Here is a 17,683-nt window from a genome sequence, read left to right as displayed (position 1 = left end):
GGCGGGCCTGCTGGTGGCCGGGGGGGGCGCGCGGGGGGCGGGCTAACACCCCCCCGCGGCGGTTGCACCCCGCCACCCGGGTCGTCCGGGGGGGTGCTATATCCCCCGCGCCCCCGCCGCGGGGGTCCCGGGCGGCGGTGGGCTGGCCCAGCGTGTCGAATCTGTTGCCGGGCAGCAGATCCGGCGCGTGCTGGCGCAAATGTTCGGAAAAGGATGACAGGGCGTACCCCAGATGGAGACGCGAGGGGTCACCTGCAGTCACTGGCCACCTTTCTGCACGTAGGCGCGAACGAAGTCTTCGGCGTTCTCTTCGAGCACATCGTCGATCTCGTCGAGCAGGTCGTCGGTGTCCTCCGCCAGCTTCTCGCGCCGTTCCTGACCGGCGGCGTCTACGCCGTCGACGCCTTCGTCATCGTCGCCGCCCCCGGCGCGTTTGGTCTGCTCTTGTGCCATCGCAGCCGACCTCCTCTGTTTCCACCGACCGGCGCTCGCTCGCACCGGACGAATCGTGAGCAGCCTCGTGTGCTCGTTCTTCAACACTACCCAGCCGGGCCGACACGTAGTCGGATTACGCCCCACCTCGAAGCCGGAACCCCCGCGCGCCGGCCGGGCCCGGCGGTCAGGCGGTGAGCTTCTGCACCAGGTCAGCGGCGGTATCGACGCCGTCGAGCAGATCGCCCACATGAGCTTTCGTCCCACGCCGGGGTTCGAGGGTGGGAATCCGCACGAGCGAATCGCCGCCCAGATCGAAGATCACCGAGTCCCAGCTCGCGGCCGCGATATCGGCACCGAAACGACGCAGGCATTCACCGCGGAAATAGGCCCGGGTATCGGTCGGGGGCTTGGTCATGGCGTCGAGCACCTGCTGTTCGGTGACCAGCCGTTTCATCGAGCCGCGGGCCACGAGCCGGTTGTACAGGCCCTTGTCGAGGCGGACATCGGAATACTGCAGATCCATCAGATGCAGTTTGGGGGCGGCCCAGCCCAAGCCCTCCCGGCTGCGCATCCCCTCCAGCAGGCGCAGTTTGGCCGGCCAGTCGAGCAGGTCGGCGCATTCCATCGGATCGCGTTCGAGCTTGTCCAGGATCATCGACCAGTTGTCGAGGATATCGCGTACGCGCGGGTCGTCATTGCCCTGTTCCTCGACGAATTTGGCGACACGTTCGTGGTAGAGGCGCTGGATCGCCAGTCCGGTGAGTTCGCGGCCGTCGGCGAGGGCGACCTTCGCCTGCAGCGTGGGATCGTGGCTGATCGTGTGCACCGCAGTGACCGGGCGGGCCAGTTGCATATCGGAGAGGTCCGCGCCGGATTCGATCAGGTCGAGTACGAGTGCGGTGGTGCCGACCTTCAGGTATGTCGACATCTCGGCCAGATTGGCGTCGCCGATGATGACATGCAACCGGCGGTACTTGTCGGCGTCGGCGTGCGGTTCGTCGCGGGTGTTGATGATGCCGCGTTTGAGGGTGGTCTCCAGGCCCACCTCGACCTCGATGTAGTCCGACCGCTGCGATAGCTGGAACCCGGCGTTGTCCCCGGACTGCCCCATGCCGACCCGTCCGGATCCGCAGATCACCTGACGGGAGACGAAGAACGGGGTCAGGCCGAGAATGACCGCGTTGAACGGAGTCTCCCGGCTCATCAGGTAGTTCTCGTGGGTGCCGTAGGAGGCACCCTTACCGTCGACGTTGTTCTTGTACAACTGCATCCGGGGCGCACCGGGCACGCTGGAGGCGTGCCGGGCGGCGGCTTCCATCACCCGCTCGCCGGCCTTGTCCCAGATCACCGCGTCCATGGGGTCGGTGACCTCGGGGGCGGAGTATTCGGGATGGGCGTGGTCGACGTAGAGCCGGGCGCCGTTGGTCAGGATCATATTCGCCGCCCCGACCTCATCGGCGTCGATCACCGGCGCGGGGCCGTTCATCCGGCTCAGATCGAAACCGCGGGCGTCGCGCAGCGGTGATTCCACCTCGTAGTCCCACCGGGTGCGCTTGGCGCGGGGCACCCCCTCGGCCGCGGCGTAGGCCAGTACCGCCTGGGTAGAGGTGAGGATCGGGTTGGCCGACGGTTCGGTCGGTGTGGAAATCCCGTACTCGACCTCGATACCGATGATGCGCTGCATGCTATCGAGCGTAGGCGACGATGCGCGTTCGGCAGGCGTTCGGCGCCCGGCCCGCTCCGGCGAATCATCCCCGGAGTCGTACTTATGGCGGATGCCGGATGGTGTCGCTGCGCCCATGCTCGGGATATGACCAGTACCGCAGCCGATTCCGTGCCGACCGGAGCACCGCCGCGCCCCGCCCGGCTGGTGGCGCTCGATGTGCTGCGCGGTATCGCCATTCTCGGCACCCTCGGCACCAATATCTGGATTCTCACCGACCCGGAGGGCATGGTCGGGTATCTGAACCGGCTCGTCACGGCCCCCGAGGACGGCTGGATGTGGGCGGAGAAAGTGCTGCAGCAACTCGCCCAGGGGAAGTTCCTGGGGCTGCTCACCGTGATGTTCGGGATCGGGCTGGCCATCCAGCAGGCCTCGGCCCGGCGGGGTGGCCGGCGCTGGCCCGGTAAGTATCCGTGGCGGGCGGCGCTGCTGTTCCTCGACGGTTTGCTCAATTTCCTGCTGATCGCGGAGTTCGACGTGCTGATGGGATATGCGGTGACCGCCCTGATCGTCGCGTTCCTGCTCGCCCGCAGTCCCCGCGCCCAGGGGCGGTGGCTGATCGGCATGCTGTGCCTGCACCTCACGTTGATCGCGCTGTACGCCCTGAGTCTCACCGCGGCCGGGTCCACGGACGCTTCCGGGGCCGAACCGCTGTCCCCCAACCCCTACGCCGACGGGTCGTTCTGGGATCTGGTGCTGTTCCGGCTCGAGAACGCCGGCCTGTTCCGGTTCGAGGCGGTGCTGATCCTGCCGCTGTCGATCGCGCTCTTCCTCCTCGGTGCCCGGCTGTTCCACGCCGGCGTCTTCGCTCCCGGCGGTGCCCGGTTGCGCCGCCGGCTGCTGGTGCTCGGCTTCGGGGTCGCCGCGCCGGTCGACCTGCTGCTCGGTGTGTTCGGCGGCGGAGACTGGGTGCTGGTGACCCGGTACGCGGTCGCACCGCTGGTATCGCTGGCGATCCTGGCTCTGGTCGCCGAGTTCTACGTACGCCGGCCCGCGACCGGATTCACCGGCCGGCGGTTGTCGGAGATCGGCCGCGCCGCGCTCAGCTGCTACATCCTGCAGAATCTGGTGGCCGCGTTCCTCTGCTACGGCTGGGGCCTCGGGCTGGCCGCGCGGTTCGCGCCGGACGCCCGGGTCGCGTTCACCGTGGCCACCTATCTGGTGGTGGTCCTGGTGATCGCGCTGTTCGCGCATTTCTGGCTGCGCCGGTTCGAGCGTGGGCCGGTGGAATGGCTCTGGCATGCCGGTTACCGGCGGCTCGCCGGGGCATAACCGCTGCAACTAAAATTGCCCGCCAGGAAAGATTGCCTGGTGGGCAATTTTATGGGAGGCTGGAGGCATGGCCGACGAACCACACCCGGGCCTGCGGGAGCGAAAGAAACGCGATACCCGCAAGGCACTCAGCGATGCCGCGCTGGAGCTGATGTTCGAACGAGGCATCGACAATGTGGTCCGGGAGGATATCGCCGAACGCGCCGGAGTATCCGTACGCACCTTCAACAACTACTTCGCCGGAAAATTCGAAGCACTGGCCTACCGGCACATAGAGCGCCTGCGCCGCAGCGCCGCCCTGCTCCTCACCCGCCCGGCCGGCGAACCACTGTGGACCGCGCTGACCGAGGCACTCGTCGAACCCCTGCGCGAAGACGGCGCCGGGGGTCCGCCGACACCCGCGATGCTCGCCGAAACCCGGAAACTGCGGGCTGCACCCGATATGCAGGCCGCCGCGGCGAAAGCGCTCGGCGACGAGCTCATCGTCGCGATCGCGCAGCGCACCGGCACCGAACCCACCGACCTGTACCCCAGACTGGTCGCGGCCACCGTCAACGCCGCTTACCTGGTCGCGCTCGACACCTACTCGCATTCCGACCCCCCGGCCCCGGTCACGACCGTCCTGCGCGAGGTCTTGGCGCAACTGTCCCAGGGGCTCCCGGCACCTTCCGACTGACCTTCCCGGGCCCTCGCACCGGGACCGATCCCACTGGCTGTACCCGGCACCGGCGAAGACCGGCGTCGATGCCGGCCGCGCTCGACACAGCCTGCTCACCCACACCCCCATTCACCCCACACGCATGCCCTCGCACACGCCGACGAGTTGCAGGCGCGTTGCCTGCTGCCCACATTTCGACGCTCGGACCGAGCGGCGAAGTCTCGAACCGAAAAGGAAGTCCGCGCATGTCCGAAAACAGAATCCACGAACCCGAGCACGACGTGATCATCGCCGGCGCCGGCCCGAACGGACTGATGCTGGCCTGTGAACTCGCCCTCGGCGGGATCCGCCCCGTCGTCCTCGACCCGCTGCCCGGACCGAGCGACGAGCCCAAGGCCAACGGGCTCGTCGGCCAGGTGGTACGGCTCCTCGATATGCGCGGGCTGTACCCGGGTTTCGCCGCGGAACTCGCGCGTCTCGGCTTTCCCGCGGAACCCGGGACTCCGGAGCCCGCGCCACGCTACATCTTCGCCGGGATGGCGCTGGAACTCGCCGAGGTACCGGACAATCCTCTCTACGGTCTACCCGTCCCGCAGCCGGTTCTGGTGCGGCTGCTCGCCGACCGCGCCCGCGAACTCGGCGCCGATATCCGGTGGGGCCACGGCCTCGGCGATTTCACCGAGTCCGCCGAGGCAATCACAGCGACGGTAACTCGTTCCGGCGGTGGTAGTTACCGGGCCACAGCGCGGATTCTGGTCGCCGCGGACGGGGGTCGCAGTCCGGTCCGCAAGAAGCTCGGGATCGGTTTCTCCGGGATCACCGCCGGCAACCACATCGGCCGGCTGGGCCACGCCGAGATCCCGGCCGAACTCCGCACGCCCGACGGAGGGCTCGAGATTCCCGGCGCCGGATACTTCCATTTCGGACACAACAGGATCGAAAGCGGCGGTATGTTCGTTTTCGCCGAATTGGTCCCCGGTAAACCGCTGGTGAGCGTGCACGAACACAACGCCGCCCCGGTCGCGCCGGAAACCTCGATGACCTTCGACGAGCTGCGGGACAGCGTTCGCCGCGTCCTCGGCGCGGATCTGCCGATGCGACCGCCGGCAGGCCCGGGTCCACATGCGTTGCGGCGCATCGTCGACCAGAACACCCGTCTGGCCGACCACTACCGGAAGGGCCGGGTCCTGCTGCTCGGCGATGCGGCCCATGTCCATTCGGCCATCGGCGGTCCCGGGCTGAACCTGGGCTTGCAGGATGCCGTCAATCTGGGCTGGAAACTGGCCGCGTACCTGCGCGGAACCGCACCGGACGGGCTGCTCGACACCTACGAGAGCGAACGGCGCCCGGTCGCCGAACGCGTCATCATGCACAGCCTCTCGCAGACAGCGCTGCTGGCACCCGGCCCGGAAGTGACCGCGCTGCGCGAACTTTTCGCCGAGTTGCTCGAAATACCGCAGGTAGCCGGGCATATCGGGCATCTGCTCGCCGGCTCCGATGTGCGCTACGACGTAGGCGACAACCACCCGCTCGCGGGTCGGCTGGTCCCCGATCTCGCGCTGGAGACCGCGGACGGCACGCGGCGGGTCGCCGATCTGCTGCACAACGCCCGCCCGCTGCTACTGGATCTCGGAGCCGGGGTCGCCGCGGCCGGCGACCGCGAGGGCCTCACGGTCGTCACCGCCACCAGCTCCGATACCGGCGCCACCGCGCTGCTGATCCGGCCCGACGGCTATGTCGCGTGGGCCACAGATGATTCCGCCCAGGGACTGCGGCCGGCTCTCGACCGCTGGCTCGGTCCGACGCGACCGGCTCCTCAGCACATCGCTTGACGACACCGGGTCCGGTCGGTCACCAGCGGGCGGGTCACGAACAGGTCCGAGCACCCCGCGGCCGGCCGAATTCCTGCGGAGGGCGGCGGGTTGCGGTTCCACCGCCTACCTGCCGGCGTGGATGCCCGACAACAAGCAGCCGGACGGGGGATCAGGGCGTCAGCGGCTCCCCCGGCGGGCGCGTGCACGGGTCTCGGCATCAGCGACGAGCTCGGATCATGGTGTGGCCGGCGCACCGGTATTCGGGGTCCACGCGGCGGTCCTGGGCATCCCGACCGCTGTCCTGCACTGCGTGGCCGGGCTCGCATCCGGCCCGCTGGGGTGAATTCGCGCACGCCGGACCGCTGTCGAGTTGTCCGACACACTGCGGCGTTCCGGCTGTACTTGCCGCCCGGCTGCCACGATGATCCTGATCGGATACCGGCCGGCCGCACGCCCCGCGGACGGCCGCCCTGATCCGGAGGGAGTACGGGATGCAGCCGAACGGCACCGCCGGCGAATCGGAGACCGGCACCGAGATCGCGGCGCGGGCGGTCGCCGGACCGACCCGGCGCCGAACCGCCGTGCGGGCGTGGCTGGGCCCCATTCTGGTGATCACCGCGCTGATGGGCCTGCTGTCGACCATGTACCTGGGCTATGTGATCGACCCGGAGAAGAATCTGCACGAGTTCCCGATCGCACTGGTGAATCAGGACGACGGTGAAATACGCGACGGCACACCGACCAATATCGGTGACCAGATCACCGGCGCACTCACCGAACAGATTCCGGCGGACAAGATCGACCTGCGGGTGACCGGTATCGCGGAGGCCCAGCGGCTGCTCGGCAACGGTGAGGTCTACGGCGCGATCGTGCTGCCCAGTGACCTGTCGAAGCGGCTGTCCATCCTCGGCGCCGGCTCGGTGGTCCCCGGCGATATCGACCGTCCGGCGATCACCGTGATCACCAACCCCCGCACCGGCACCTACGCCACCCAGATCCTGCAGATCGTGACCGCTCGAGCCCTGACGCAGGTCGACGCGGAGGTCGGTAAGCAGCTCACCGCGACGGTGGAAGCCGAACTGGATTCCGCGCCGGGCGGTGGCACCGAGATCAGCGGCGCCGCCCGCCTCGTCCTGGCCGACCCGATCGAGGTGATCACCGAGCCCTACCGCCCACTGCCGGACGGTACCGGGCAGGGATTGTCAGCGTTCTTCTACACGCTGCTGGTAGTCCTGGCCGGGTTCACCGGCGCCATGATCGTGCACACCATGGTCGATTCGGCGCTCGGTTTCATCCCCACCGAGTACGGCCCCTGGTTCGTCCACCATCCCACCGCGCCACATTCGCGGCTCCGCACACTGCTGCTGAAATGGGGGGTGATCGCGGTGACCGCGCCGATTGTCTCCGGGGTCTTCCTCGGTATCGGACATCTGCTGAATATGCCGATCACCCACGGCCCCGCGCTGTTCCTGTTCAGCACGCTGGCGATCGTGGCGGTCGGGGTGACCGCGCTTTCGGTGCTGGCGACATTCGGCTCGGCCGGGCTGCTGATCAATCTGGTGTTGTTCATCGTTCTCGGCCTGCCCTCCGCCGGGGCCACCATCCCGCTGGAGGCGACCCCGCGGTATATGGCGTGGCTGGCGGCCTTCGAGCCGATGCACCAGATCTATCTCGGTGTCCGGGCGATTCTGTACTTCGACCTCGGCAACGGCCTCGCACGCGGCGTCTGGATGAGTCTGGCCGGACTGGCGATCGGACTCGTCCTGGGCGCGGTCACCACCTTCGTCTACGACCGGAAGGGCCTGGAACGGCGCAGCCGCTGAGCGGCTCGGTGTCACAGCGCTGAGCGGCTCGGTGTCACAGCGCTGAGCGGGACACCGCGCGACACTGCGCAATATCGGTCAAGCAGATCGGTGCGCCGAGCCGACAGACTCTATCCGTGACCACCCGACGTGACCGACTGCGCGAACTACTGGATGCCGTTCTAGACGAGGACAACACCACCCTGGGCCGGATGGCCGCGGGCGTCTACTCCTCACCGTTCCATTTCGCCCGGCAGTTCAGCCGGGGCACCGGCGAATCACCGGTGAGCCTGCGGCGTCGCGTACTGCTGGAACGAGCCTGCTGGCAGCTCGGTGCGGGTGCCACCGTGACCGAGGTGGCCTTCGCCGCCGGCTACGACACCGTGGAGGGTTTCAGCCGGGCGTTCACTCGCGCATTCGGTCATCCGCCGAGTGCGACCCCGCCGCCTACCGGCCGGGCGCCCCGCTGGCTGCCCGCGGCGAACGGGATCCATTTCCATCCCCCCATGTCGCTGTGGGTCGAAGGGGAACCGAAAGGACGGTCCGATATGGATCCGACCGCATTGCTGCTGCACCACGATCTCGACGACACCCGGCTGCTGTTGAAAGCGGCGACCGGGTTGAGCGAGGAACAGTATCGGTGTTCCCGCGCCGGCGCGGCGACCGTACTGCCGTGGGACGGGCCGGAGGAGTCGATCGCCGCGGTACTGGATCATCTGATCCGGACCAAGGAATCGTGGCTCGCCTCGATCGACGGCGCCGATACACCCGAGCACGGCGGCGACGATATCCCCACGCTGCTGGCCCGGCTCGATGATGTGGGCCCGCGCTGGCTGGACACGGTCCGCGAGATCGATCGGCGCGGCGGCTGGGGCGACACCCTGATCGACGCACTGTGCGATCCGCCGGAGAGTTTCGTGCTCGGCAGCGTCGTCGCCCATGTGCTCACCTACTCCGCGTATCGCCGCCAGCAGGTGCGGTACTGGATTCGCGGGGACGCCCCCGCCGACGAGGCCGTCGGCTGGGGCGATCCGATCGAATGGCTACGAAAGCGAGACTGAAATGACCACCCCGCAGACCTCCCCGCGCACCGTCTACAACACCGCGACCAGCCTGGACGGCTATATCGCCACGCCGGATCACTCACTGGACTGGCTGCTGTCGCGGGAAGCCGACGAATCCGGGCCCATGGGTTTCACCGAGTTCCTCGCCGGAGTGGGTGCGATCGTTATGGGCGCCAACACCTACCAGTGGATCCTCGACCACGAGGGCGCGGAGCCGTGGCCCTACGAAGTGCCGTGCTGGGTGTGCACCCATCGTGACTTCCCGGCCCGCACCGACGCCGATATCCGTTTCACCCGTGCGGATATTCCCGAGTTGCACAAGGTGATGACCGAGGTGGCGGACGGTAAGAACCTCTGGGTCGTCGGCGGCGGCGACCTCGCGGGCGCCTTCGCCGACCACGGCCTCTTGGACGAGATCGTCGTCTCCATCGCCCCGGTAACCCTGGGCGCCGGCGCCCCACTGCTGCCCCGCGAACTGGAGTTGCGGGTCACCGAGGTAGCGGCCAACGGCGAATTCGCCTGCGTCCGTTACGAGGTGGTCCGTGAACCGACCGAAACAACCGGGCGCGCAGAAGGTGATAAGGGCGAGCGTGCTGGCCGATAGACCCCGTAGGCCCCGTATCCATCGACTGCCGTGGGGTCGCCGCACCGGCGTCGGCATTTCCCGGGCTCCAACACCTCGATTCCGGGGGCCGCGCCCTGCTAGCCGGAGGAAACGGAAGCCGTCCAGGAGGCGAAGGCCCGCGGATTGCGGGTTTGCAGCAGGACCCGGCCGGGGCCGGTGAAATCGAAGACCAGCCCCTCCCCGGATTTCAGCGATTGCAGCGAGCGCCCGGAAACCGCGCGGCGGATGGTGAACTGCATCGCGAGGTCGTAGGCCACCACATGTCCGGTGTCGATGCCGACCTGCTCGCCGGGCGCCAGATCGAAGACGTCGATGGCGCCGAACACGCCGACCACCACCTCCCCTTGGCCCTCCGCGCGGAGCCCGAAGCCACCTTCACCGCCGAAGAGGTTCGCGAAACCGCCCCACTGACTCTCCACCCGCACCCCGGCCGAATGCGCGATCCAGCCGCCGCGGCTGATGAAGTACGGGCGGTCTGCGGTGATCGGCAGCGCGAGCATGTCACCGGGCAGTGAGGGCGCGACATCCACCCAGCCGCCGTTCGCGGGTGCGGTGAAGGTGGAGACGAAGAACGATTCGCCCGAGAGCACCGAACGTTTGATTCCGGCCAGGATGCCGCCCTCGGCCTTGGCTTCCAGCGTCACTCCGGCCGAATGCGCCACCATGGCGCCGCTTTCCACCCGCACCGGTTCCCCGGCCGCCAGCACACAACGCGCCACGGTGGACGAGGGGTTGTGCCGCAGTTCAACTTTCATGAGCCGACACTACCGCTCCCGTGTGACACCGGCCGATGTTCGGTACGCGACCGCTCCCGAGCGGCCACATGCCGCGTTCACCAAGGCCGGCGCCCGATCCCGCCGACGCTCAGTGGACGATCACTTCCCAGCGCTGCATGGAGAACGGCAGATCACAGCTCGTCCACGACTGCTGCGCGCCGAACGCCGGATTACCCCACCGTTCGTAGCTGCTGAACCAGTTCCACCAGGCCCAGCAGGTCACCCTGACCTGATGCCAGACCGGTCCGCCGCACTGCGAGTACGCGGCGGTACCGGCCACCGGGTTGACCGAACAGAACGGGTCCGGCTGTGCCCCGGCCGTTCCTGCGCCGAGCAGCGAACCGGCCCCGAGCAGTAGCACCGCCGAGGCCGAGACGAACGCTTTCTTGATGACCGACATGACTACCTCCCACCGCGTGGAGCAAGCGGTCGCGCGATCCACGCTGATCCGATCAGGCCCGAAGACCCTTTTCCTATGTGGTTTAGATCACATCGGAACGGATCAGCGTTACACCCCGGCAAACCGGCGTGGGCTCACTCCAGCAACCGCAGGGCATCCTCGTCGCGGGCCACAACCGCACGCCCGCCGGCGGTGACCACGATCGGGCGCTGGATCAGCCGGGGATGTTCGGCGAGGGCGGCGATCCAGCGCTCCCGGTCCGCGGCGGTACGTCCCCAGCCGGACATACCGAGTTCCTTGGCGATGTCCTCCCCGGTCCGGGTGATCTCCCAGGGTTCGGCGCCGAGCCGGTCCAGGACGGCCCGCAGCTCCTCCGCGCTCGGCGGGTCGTCGAGGTACCGGCGCACCGAATACGCCGTGCCGGCCGCGTCCAGATGCGCGAGCGCCGCCCGGCTCTTGGTGCAGCGGGGGTTGTGCCAGATCTCGGTTTCCGGAGTACTCATACCGCGAGCGTAACCGCCACGTACCGCGCGACCTGTGCGTCCGCCGGCCCCTCGCCGGCCAGGCCGGGGTGTCCGGCGGTCACATATGCATCCATTCCGGCCATACCTGCGACCACGCGACCCGCGGCTCAGCGCATTTCCACACCATGACGTCCTTGGTGTTGTCGAGGAAACCGAGCCGCGTATCGACCCAGCCCAGCGGCTCCAGTACGGCGAACTGTGCCCGCAACCGCTCGGGATCGCCGCCCACGCAGACCATGGTGGTCGCGGTTTCCGGCGGCGCGCCGAAGTAGCCGAATCCGCGGGCTGGACTGTGGACGGGCGGTAGCCGGTCGCCCGCCAGCTGGTCGAGCGCTCCCGCCTGCCAATAGCTGCCGGTGATCACGGCGGACTGCTCACGTTCGCGAGATGGTAGTGATTCGTAGGCCGCGACCACGCCGGCGGCCAGTTCCGGCCAGCCGAACTCGCCGTAGAGACCGATCTGCATCGCGGCCGCGGCCTCGCTCTCCGGCGCCGGAATATCCGCGGCCGGCCGCCACGGCGTGGAGTCCAGGACCACCAGCACGGAGACGGCGGTCAGCACTGCCCCGGACCCGAGGAGCAGGCGCCGGCGCAGCGGCGACGATGCCCGGCGAACCAGCTCCGTGGCCGCCACCGCGCCCGCCGCGAACATCGCGGCATACATTCCGGCCACGTAGTACATCCGGCCGCCGGTGACCATGAAGATCACGACGAGCAGGACCGTGGTGACGCCCAGGAAGCGGTACGGCCGCAGCCCCGGGTGCCGCAGCAGGGCCCAGACCCCGTAGCACAGCAGCACCGCGCCCAGCGCCCCCGCGATCAGCACCGCCAAGGGAACGAACCCCACCATGCCGCCCGTGTACTGCTGTTCCTCGCGCACCGCGGCGGTCAGGGCGAGCTGCGGCCAGCCGTGCTCGGCCTGCCACACCAGTGCCGGCACGGAAACGAGCACAGTCATCACCCCGCCCACCCAGAGCAGCGGCCGGCGGAGCAGCTCACGGGGCCCGACGGCGAGCACACCGACGGCCAGCGCCAGCCAGAAGAACGGGATGAGCCATTTGACCTGCATATCGATGGCAGTCACGGCGGCAGCGGCCAGCAGCAACCCGTCACGCCTGGTCCGTACCCAGCGCACGACCAGCCAGGTGATCAGTACCCACAGAGCCGTGTCGAGGGCATTGGTGGACAGATTCTTCGCCTGCAGCAGCAGAAACGGCGAGGTGGCGTAGGCGACGGCGGTGAGGACCTGGGCGCCGCGTCCGCCACCGAATTCGCGGGCGATCTGCGCGCTCACCACAACGGCGAGGACGGCGAGCACGATCGCCGGTAACCGCAGCGCCACCAGCGAGCCCGGCGCGAGTCCGTCCATCAGCCAGGCAAGGAAGGGAAGCACCGGGCCCTGATCGGCATACCCGAACGACAATCGCCGGCCGGCCGCCAGGAAGTACAGTTCGTCGCCGAAATAGCCGTAGCGGGTCGCCGAGAACAACAGCACGAGCGCCGATACGGCGCCCACACCGAGCACCGGGGCCGTGGCGAATGCGGGCAGAGCCGCGGCCCCGTGACGGGACGGATCTGCCATGCGGGTGGTGGTCACAGGATCTCCTGGGGTGTGAATCCGGCCCTCGGAACATATCCGCGTCACACTGTCCCTGCCGTCCCCCTTCCGGACGACCCGGGGTCGGGGATCAGAAGTCGCGATATCCACCCACAGGACTATCGGCCGGGGTACCGGACCGATTGGGCCGCACACGGATCAGGGCCGCGCCCCCGGGGAGCGCGGCCCTGACAGCAGTGCCTTTACAGGTACTGGCCGGTGTTGGATTCGGTATCGATCGCCCGGCTGGCGCTGGCGTTCTTACCGGTGACCAGCGTGCGGATATAAACGATCCGTTCACCCTTCTTCCCCGAGATACGGGCCCAGTCATCGGGATTCGTGGTGTTGGGCAGGTCCTCGTTCTCGGAGAACTCGTCCACGATCGAATCGTAGAGATGCTGGATCCGCAGACCCGGATTCCCGGTGTCCAGAACCGATTTGATGGCGTACTTCTTGGACCGGTCCACGATGTTCTGGATCATGGCGCCGGAGTTGAAGTCCTTGAAGTACAGGACTTCCTTGTCACCGTTGGCGTAGGTGACCTCCAGGAAGCGGTTGTCCTCGCTCTCGGCGTACATCCGGTCGACCACCCGCTCGATCATCGCGCGGATGCAGGCCACCTTGTCGCCGTTGAACTCGGCCAGATCGTCGGCGTGCAGCGGCAGGTACTCGGTGAGGTACTTCGAGAAGATGTCCTGCGCGGATTCGGCATCCGGACGCTCGATCTTGATCTTCACGTCCAGGCGGCCGGGCCGCAGGATCGCGGGATCGATCATATCCTCCCGGTTGGAGGCGCCGATGACGATGACGTTCTCCAGCCCTTCCACACCGTCGATCTCACTGAGCAACTGGGGCACCACGGTGGTCTCCACATCGGAGGAGACACCCGACCCGCGAGTCCGGAAGATCGAGTCCATCTCGTCGAAGAACACGATCACCGGGGTGCCCTCGGAGGCCTTCTCCCGTGCCCGCTGGAAGATGATCCGGATATGACGCTCGGTTTCACCGACGAACTTGTTCAGCAGTTCGGGACCCTTGATGTTCAGGAAGTAGGACTTCGCTTCCTTGGCATCCTCGCCCCGCGCCTCGGCGATCTTCTTGGCCAGCGAATTGGCCACCGCCTTGGCGATCAGCGTCTTACCGCAGCCCGGCGGGCCGTACAGCAGGACCCCCTTGGGCGGCCGCAATGCGTACTCGCGGAACAGATCCTTGTGCAGGAACGGCAGCTCCACGGCATCGCGGATCTGCTCGATCTGCCGGCCCAGACCGCCGATATCGTTGTAGCCGACATCGGGCACCTCTTCGAGGACCAGATCCTCGACCTCGGCCTTGGGGATGCGCTCGAAGGCGAACCCGGCCTTGGTATCGACCAGCAGGGAATCCCCCGGCCGCAGCTTGCGGATCGGGGAATCCGGATCGCCCAGATCGTCGGCCTCGGCGAGTTGGGACAGCGGCCCGGACAGCCACACCACCCGCTCCTCGTCGGCATGCCCGACGACCAGGGCGCGGCGGCCCCCGTCGAGGACTTCGCGCAGGGTGCCGATCTCACCGATGGAATCGAACGTGCCCGCCTCCACGACCGTCAGCGCCTCGTTCAGCCGGACGGTCTGGCCGTAGGCGAGGGTGGACGTATCGATGTTCGGCGAGCACGTCAGGCGCATCTTGCGGCCGGAGGTGAACACGTCGACGGTCTGATCCTCGTAGACACCGATCAGAATCCCGTAACCGCTGGGCGGCTGACCGAGCCGGTCGACCTCCTCACGCAACGCGACGAGTTGCTGCCGCGCTTCCTTCAGGGTATCCATCAGCTTGGTGTTGCGAATGGTCAGCGAATCGATACGGGCTTCCAATTCCCGTGAGCGATCCGGTGAGTCGGCGAGTTGCCTCCGGAGTGCAGCCGCTTCGGCGCGTACTGCCTCGAGTTCTCTCCAGGCCGCCGAATCCGAATTCTCGATGGGGCTCATGTGCTGCTCCTCCCAGTCCCGGTCTATCAACGCTACCGGGCGCGACCCGTTTGCGCTGTCCGACATGATTTCGTGGTGATCACATCTGGCCCGCGACCATCATGCTGGTCAGACCATGTTAGCCTGCCCTAACCCTCGATCGGTGGGGTTCCCCACCGACTAGCCGAAAGGTTGCCAGCTATGCACCTTCCCGCACGGACATTGCGGCTGTCCCGCGTCGCGGTGGCGACGGCCGCGGCCGGCGCACTGGCGCTGGGACTGACTGCCTGCGGATCCGACGACGACACCGGCACCACTGCAACCTCGAGCGTCGCGGTCACCACCAGCGCGCCGGCGCATGACCACGGCGACGACCCCGAGCACGGCGATTCCGCGGACGCACCCACCGCGCAGAGCCTACAGTCCATCCTCGAACAGATCACAAATCCGGACGTCACCGTGGACGAGAAGGTGAACCTCATCGTCGACGGCGAGAACCGGCGCGGTCAGCTGGAGCAGCTCAACGCCGCCCTGCAGAACTACCGCGGGCTCAGCTACACGGTCGCCGATATCACCGTGGACGGCGATACGGCCACCGGCCAGACCACCATCACCAGCCCGCGGGGCGGTAGCGCGCCGCCCACGCCGGTGACCTGGGAGGAGGACGACGGCACCTGGAAGTTGTCCGACGACGGAGCCTGCCTGCTGTTCGGCTTCGCACAGCTTCCCTGCGCACCGGCGTAACCACGACAACGAGGCGGGCCGCGGTGGACCTTCCACCGCGGCCCGCCTCGTTTCCGCACCGCCCCCCGGTACCGCTCAGCCCTTGGACGGGCGCCGCTGCGGCTTCGGGGTGACCACACCTTCGGCCAGCCGCCGAGCGCTCACCAGGAAGGCCGTATGGCCCTGCATCCGGTGCTCGGGCCGCACCGCCAGACCCACCACGTGCCAGCCGCGCACCATCGATTCCCACGACCGCGGTTCGGTCCAGCACTGCTGTTCGCGTAGCGCTTCCACGATCCGCGACAGCTGCGTCACGGTCGCGACGTAGACCATCAGCACCCCGCCGGGCACCAGGGCCTGTGATACGGCCGGCAGGGCGTCCCACGGGGCCAGCATGTCCAGGATCACCCGGTCCACCGGGTCTCCCGCGTAGTCGGCCACATCGGCGACGGTCAGCTCCCAGTTCGCCGGCCGCTCCCCGAAGAACCGTTCCACGTTCCGGACGGCGTGCTCGGCGTGGTCCTCCCGGATCTCATAGGACACCACCGACCCCTCGGGTCCCGCCGCACGCAGCAACGAGCAGGTCAGCGCACCGGAACCGGCACCCGCCTCGAGCACCCGGGCACCCGGGAAGATATCCCCCTCGTGCACGATCTGGGCGGCGTCCTTCGGATAGATCACCGCCGCCCCGCGCGGCATGGACATCACATAGTCGGTGAGCAGCGGACGCAGAGCCAGGTACGGGGTGCCGTTGTTGGAGTGGGCGAGCGTGCCCTCCTCGGCGCCGATCAGGTCGTCGTGGGCGATGGCGCCACGGTGGGTGTGGAACTGCTTTCCCGGCTCCAGCAGCACCGTGTACAGCCTGCCCTTGGCATCGGTCAGCTGCACCCGGTCGCCGACGACGAATGGCCCGGTCCGTCTGGCCGTCATGAATCTCCGTTCCCGCGATGTCCGCGTATTCGCGCGGCACCGTGTCGGTGCCGACGGATAGCCTGCCAGGTATGTCAGCGCCCCCGAGCACACCCCCGGCGAGTCCCGATCCCGAGGCGCCGCCCCGGCCTGCGCGGCCCGCGCTGTCGCCCTCGCGCGCAGCCGATTTCAAACAATGCCCGCTCAAGTATCGGCTGCGGGCGATCGACCGGATCCCCGAGCCACCCACCCGGCAGGCGGTACGCGGCACCGTGGTCCACGCGGTGCTCGAGGATCTGTACGCCCTACCGGCCGCCGAACGCGAACCCGAGCGGGCGGCGGCGCTGGCGGGTCCCGCGTGGGAGCGCGTGGTCGCGGCCGAACCGGAGGCGGCGCGGCTGGTCGCCGGCGAGGACGAGTTGGAGAAGTTCCTCGGCGAGGTCCGCGCGCTCGTGCGCGCCTACTACCGTCTGGAGGATCCGCGCCGCTTCGAACCGCAATCCTGTGAGACCCGGCTCGAGGTCGAGCTCGCCGACGGCGCCCCGCTGCGCGGTTTCGTGGACCGGATCGATGTGGCGCCCACCGGGGAACTGCGGGTGGTGGATTACAAGACCGGCCGGGTTCCGGGCCCGAACCAGGAGACACGGGCCCTGTTCCAGCTCAAGTTCTACGGCCTGATGCTGCTCCGCCTGCGCGGTGTGGTCCCGGCTCAGTTGCGCCTGGTGTATCTCGCCGGCGCGCAGCTGCTCACCTACACGCCGGAGGAAGAGGAACTCCTCCGCTTCGAACGCACCCTCATGGCCCTGTGGGAAGCAGTGTCCACGGCCGCCGACACCGGAGATTTTCCGCCGAATCCGGGTTGGCTGTGTGATTACTGCGCCTACAAAAAACTTTGCCCGGCGTTCGACGGAACCCCGCCCCCCTATCCCGGCCGGCCCGCCGTCGGCGAATCCGCCGCCGAGACCTTCGCCGAATCGGTATCGGACTGAGTCCTTTCGGTGCCGCCGCGGCCTACCCCGAAAGGGCACCCCGCCGGTCGGCGCCGCATTCAGCGAGGCATCCGAAGACAAGGCAGGCATCCGAACACATGCCGATACCGACGTAACCAACGGCTGCCACTGCCGTTCGACGGCCGAGACACCAGTGTTGCGTGCCCCGTCATCACTGTCTTACGCACCCAGCGATACCGCCGAGACCATCACTGCCCAACGCACCCAGCGGCACCGCCGAATCCAGCGAGGCCCTGAAAGGTTTCGGCCCGTGGCAGGCTGTGAGGAGCCCGCCAGAGCCCGTTTAGGCCCGACTGTTCAAGAAACGATGGCGGTCCCAAAGGGGCACTGCATCACCACTGTTCAGGTGTTCAGCGTAGACCTCGGCCGGGCTGCGGTATCCGTGAATTCTGCGGGGCCGATGGTTGA

16 protein-coding genes are annotated in these 17,683 nt (G+C 68.0%); 8 read left to right on the top strand and 8 right to left on the bottom strand.

All coding sequences use genetic code 11. From position 1 onward, the window contains the following. Positions 1–258: 258 nt before the first annotated feature. Entirely contained in the window at positions 259–453 is a 195-nt protein-coding gene (locus QH196_RS00465) for a ubiquitin-like protein Pup (RefSeq protein WP_030521323.1), read from the bottom strand. A 166-nt stretch (positions 454–619) separates the two neighbouring features. Continuing rightward, positions 620–2,119 carry a depupylase/deamidase Dop gene (gene dop, locus QH196_RS00460; RefSeq protein WP_280413756.1) on the bottom strand — a complete coding sequence of 500 codons (1,500 nt, stop codon included), beginning with the start codon at positions 2,117–2,119 and terminating at the stop codon, positions 620–622. Positions 2,120–2,245: 126 nt separating this feature from the next. Here dop and QH196_RS00455 point away from each other — a divergent pair, with 126 nt between their 5' ends. The 6 genes from QH196_RS00455 to QH196_RS00430 all read left to right on the top strand — a co-directional run bounded on the left by QH196_RS00455 (position 2,246) and on the right by QH196_RS00430 (position 9,372). Continuing rightward, entirely contained in the window at positions 2,246–3,430 is a 1,185-nt protein-coding gene (locus QH196_RS00455) for a DUF418 domain-containing protein (protein WP_280413755.1), read from the top strand. Between the two features lie 67 nt (positions 3,431–3,497). Beyond that, positions 3,498–4,106 (top strand): TetR/AcrR family transcriptional regulator, encoded by a 609-nt coding sequence (locus tag QH196_RS00450; RefSeq protein ID WP_280413754.1) that lies wholly within the window; start codon positions 3,498–3,500, stop codon positions 4,104–4,106. 227 nt (positions 4,107–4,333) lie between these two features. After that, the gene (locus QH196_RS00445) at positions 4,334–5,920 is read left to right on the top strand and encodes an FAD-dependent monooxygenase (RefSeq protein WP_280413753.1); all 1,587 of its coding nucleotides are present in this window, start codon (positions 4,334–4,336) and stop codon (positions 5,918–5,920) included. Positions 5,921–6,393: 473 nt separating this feature from the next. Beyond that, entirely contained in the window at positions 6,394–7,725 is a 1,332-nt protein-coding gene (locus QH196_RS00440) for a YhgE/Pip domain-containing protein (RefSeq protein ID WP_280413752.1), read from the top strand. Positions 7,726–7,841: 116 nt separating this feature from the next. Further along, the gene (locus QH196_RS00435) at positions 7,842–8,765 is read left to right on the top strand and encodes a helix-turn-helix domain-containing protein (protein ID WP_280413751.1); all 924 of its coding nucleotides are present in this window, start codon (positions 7,842–7,844) and stop codon (positions 8,763–8,765) included. Between the two features lies 1 nt (position 8,766). Then, a complete protein-coding gene (locus QH196_RS00430) occupies positions 8,767–9,372 on the top strand; it encodes a dihydrofolate reductase family protein (protein WP_280413750.1) in 606 nt (201 codons plus the stop codon). A gap of 98 nt (positions 9,373–9,470) precedes the next feature. On the opposite strand, the gene QH196_RS00425 is transcribed toward QH196_RS00430, so the two are convergent. The 5 genes from QH196_RS00425 to arc all read right to left on the bottom strand — a co-directional run bounded on the left by QH196_RS00425 (position 9,471) and on the right by arc (position 14,654). Beyond that, positions 9,471–10,148, bottom strand: a complete 678-nt coding sequence (locus QH196_RS00425) for a TIGR00266 family protein (protein WP_280413749.1) — start codon at positions 10,146–10,148, stop codon at positions 9,471–9,473. Positions 10,149–10,257: 109 nt separating this feature from the next. Next, a complete protein-coding gene (locus QH196_RS00420) occupies positions 10,258–10,569 on the bottom strand; it encodes a hypothetical protein (protein ID WP_280413748.1) in 312 nt (103 codons plus the stop codon). Positions 10,570–10,703: 134 nt separating this feature from the next. Further along, positions 10,704–11,072 (bottom strand): arsenate reductase family protein, encoded by a 369-nt coding sequence (locus QH196_RS00415; RefSeq protein ID WP_280413747.1) that lies wholly within the window; start codon positions 11,070–11,072, stop codon positions 10,704–10,706. Between the two features lie 79 nt (positions 11,073–11,151). Next, positions 11,152–12,690, bottom strand: coding sequence for an ArnT family glycosyltransferase (locus QH196_RS00410; RefSeq protein WP_280413746.1), 1,539 nt, complete (start codon positions 12,688–12,690; stop codon positions 11,152–11,154). 203 nt (positions 12,691–12,893) lie between these two features. Further along, complete coding sequence (gene arc / locus QH196_RS00405) at positions 12,894–14,654, bottom strand: proteasome ATPase (RefSeq protein WP_280413745.1); 1,761 nt, start codon at positions 14,652–14,654, stop codon at positions 12,894–12,896. Positions 14,655–14,834: 180 nt separating this feature from the next. Here arc and QH196_RS00400 point away from each other — a divergent pair, with 180 nt between their 5' ends. After that, positions 14,835–15,377 (top strand): nuclear transport factor 2 family protein, encoded by a 543-nt coding sequence (locus tag QH196_RS00400; RefSeq protein ID WP_280413744.1) that lies wholly within the window; start codon positions 14,835–14,837, stop codon positions 15,375–15,377. A 75-nt stretch (positions 15,378–15,452) separates the two neighbouring features. Here the strand turns inward: QH196_RS00400 and QH196_RS00395 are convergent, their stop codons facing one another. Continuing rightward, on the bottom strand, positions 15,453–16,286 hold the full coding sequence (locus QH196_RS00395; RefSeq protein WP_280413743.1) for a tRNA (adenine-N1)-methyltransferase: 834 nt from the start codon (positions 16,284–16,286) through the stop codon (positions 15,453–15,455). 71 nt (positions 16,287–16,357) lie between these two features. On the opposite strand from QH196_RS00395, the gene QH196_RS00390 reads away from it, so the two are divergent. Continuing rightward, the gene (locus tag QH196_RS00390) at positions 16,358–17,254 is read left to right on the top strand and encodes a RecB family exonuclease (RefSeq protein WP_280413742.1); all 897 of its coding nucleotides are present in this window, start codon (positions 16,358–16,360) and stop codon (positions 17,252–17,254) included. Positions 17,255–17,683 lie beyond the last annotated feature (429 nt).

Origin of the sequence: Nocardia carnea (assembly GCF_029868325.1) — a bacterium.
Classification (GTDB): domain Bacteria; phylum Actinomycetota; class Actinomycetes; order Mycobacteriales; family Mycobacteriaceae; genus Nocardia; species Nocardia carnea_C.
This window is presented reverse-complemented; position numbering and strand designations above follow the sequence as displayed.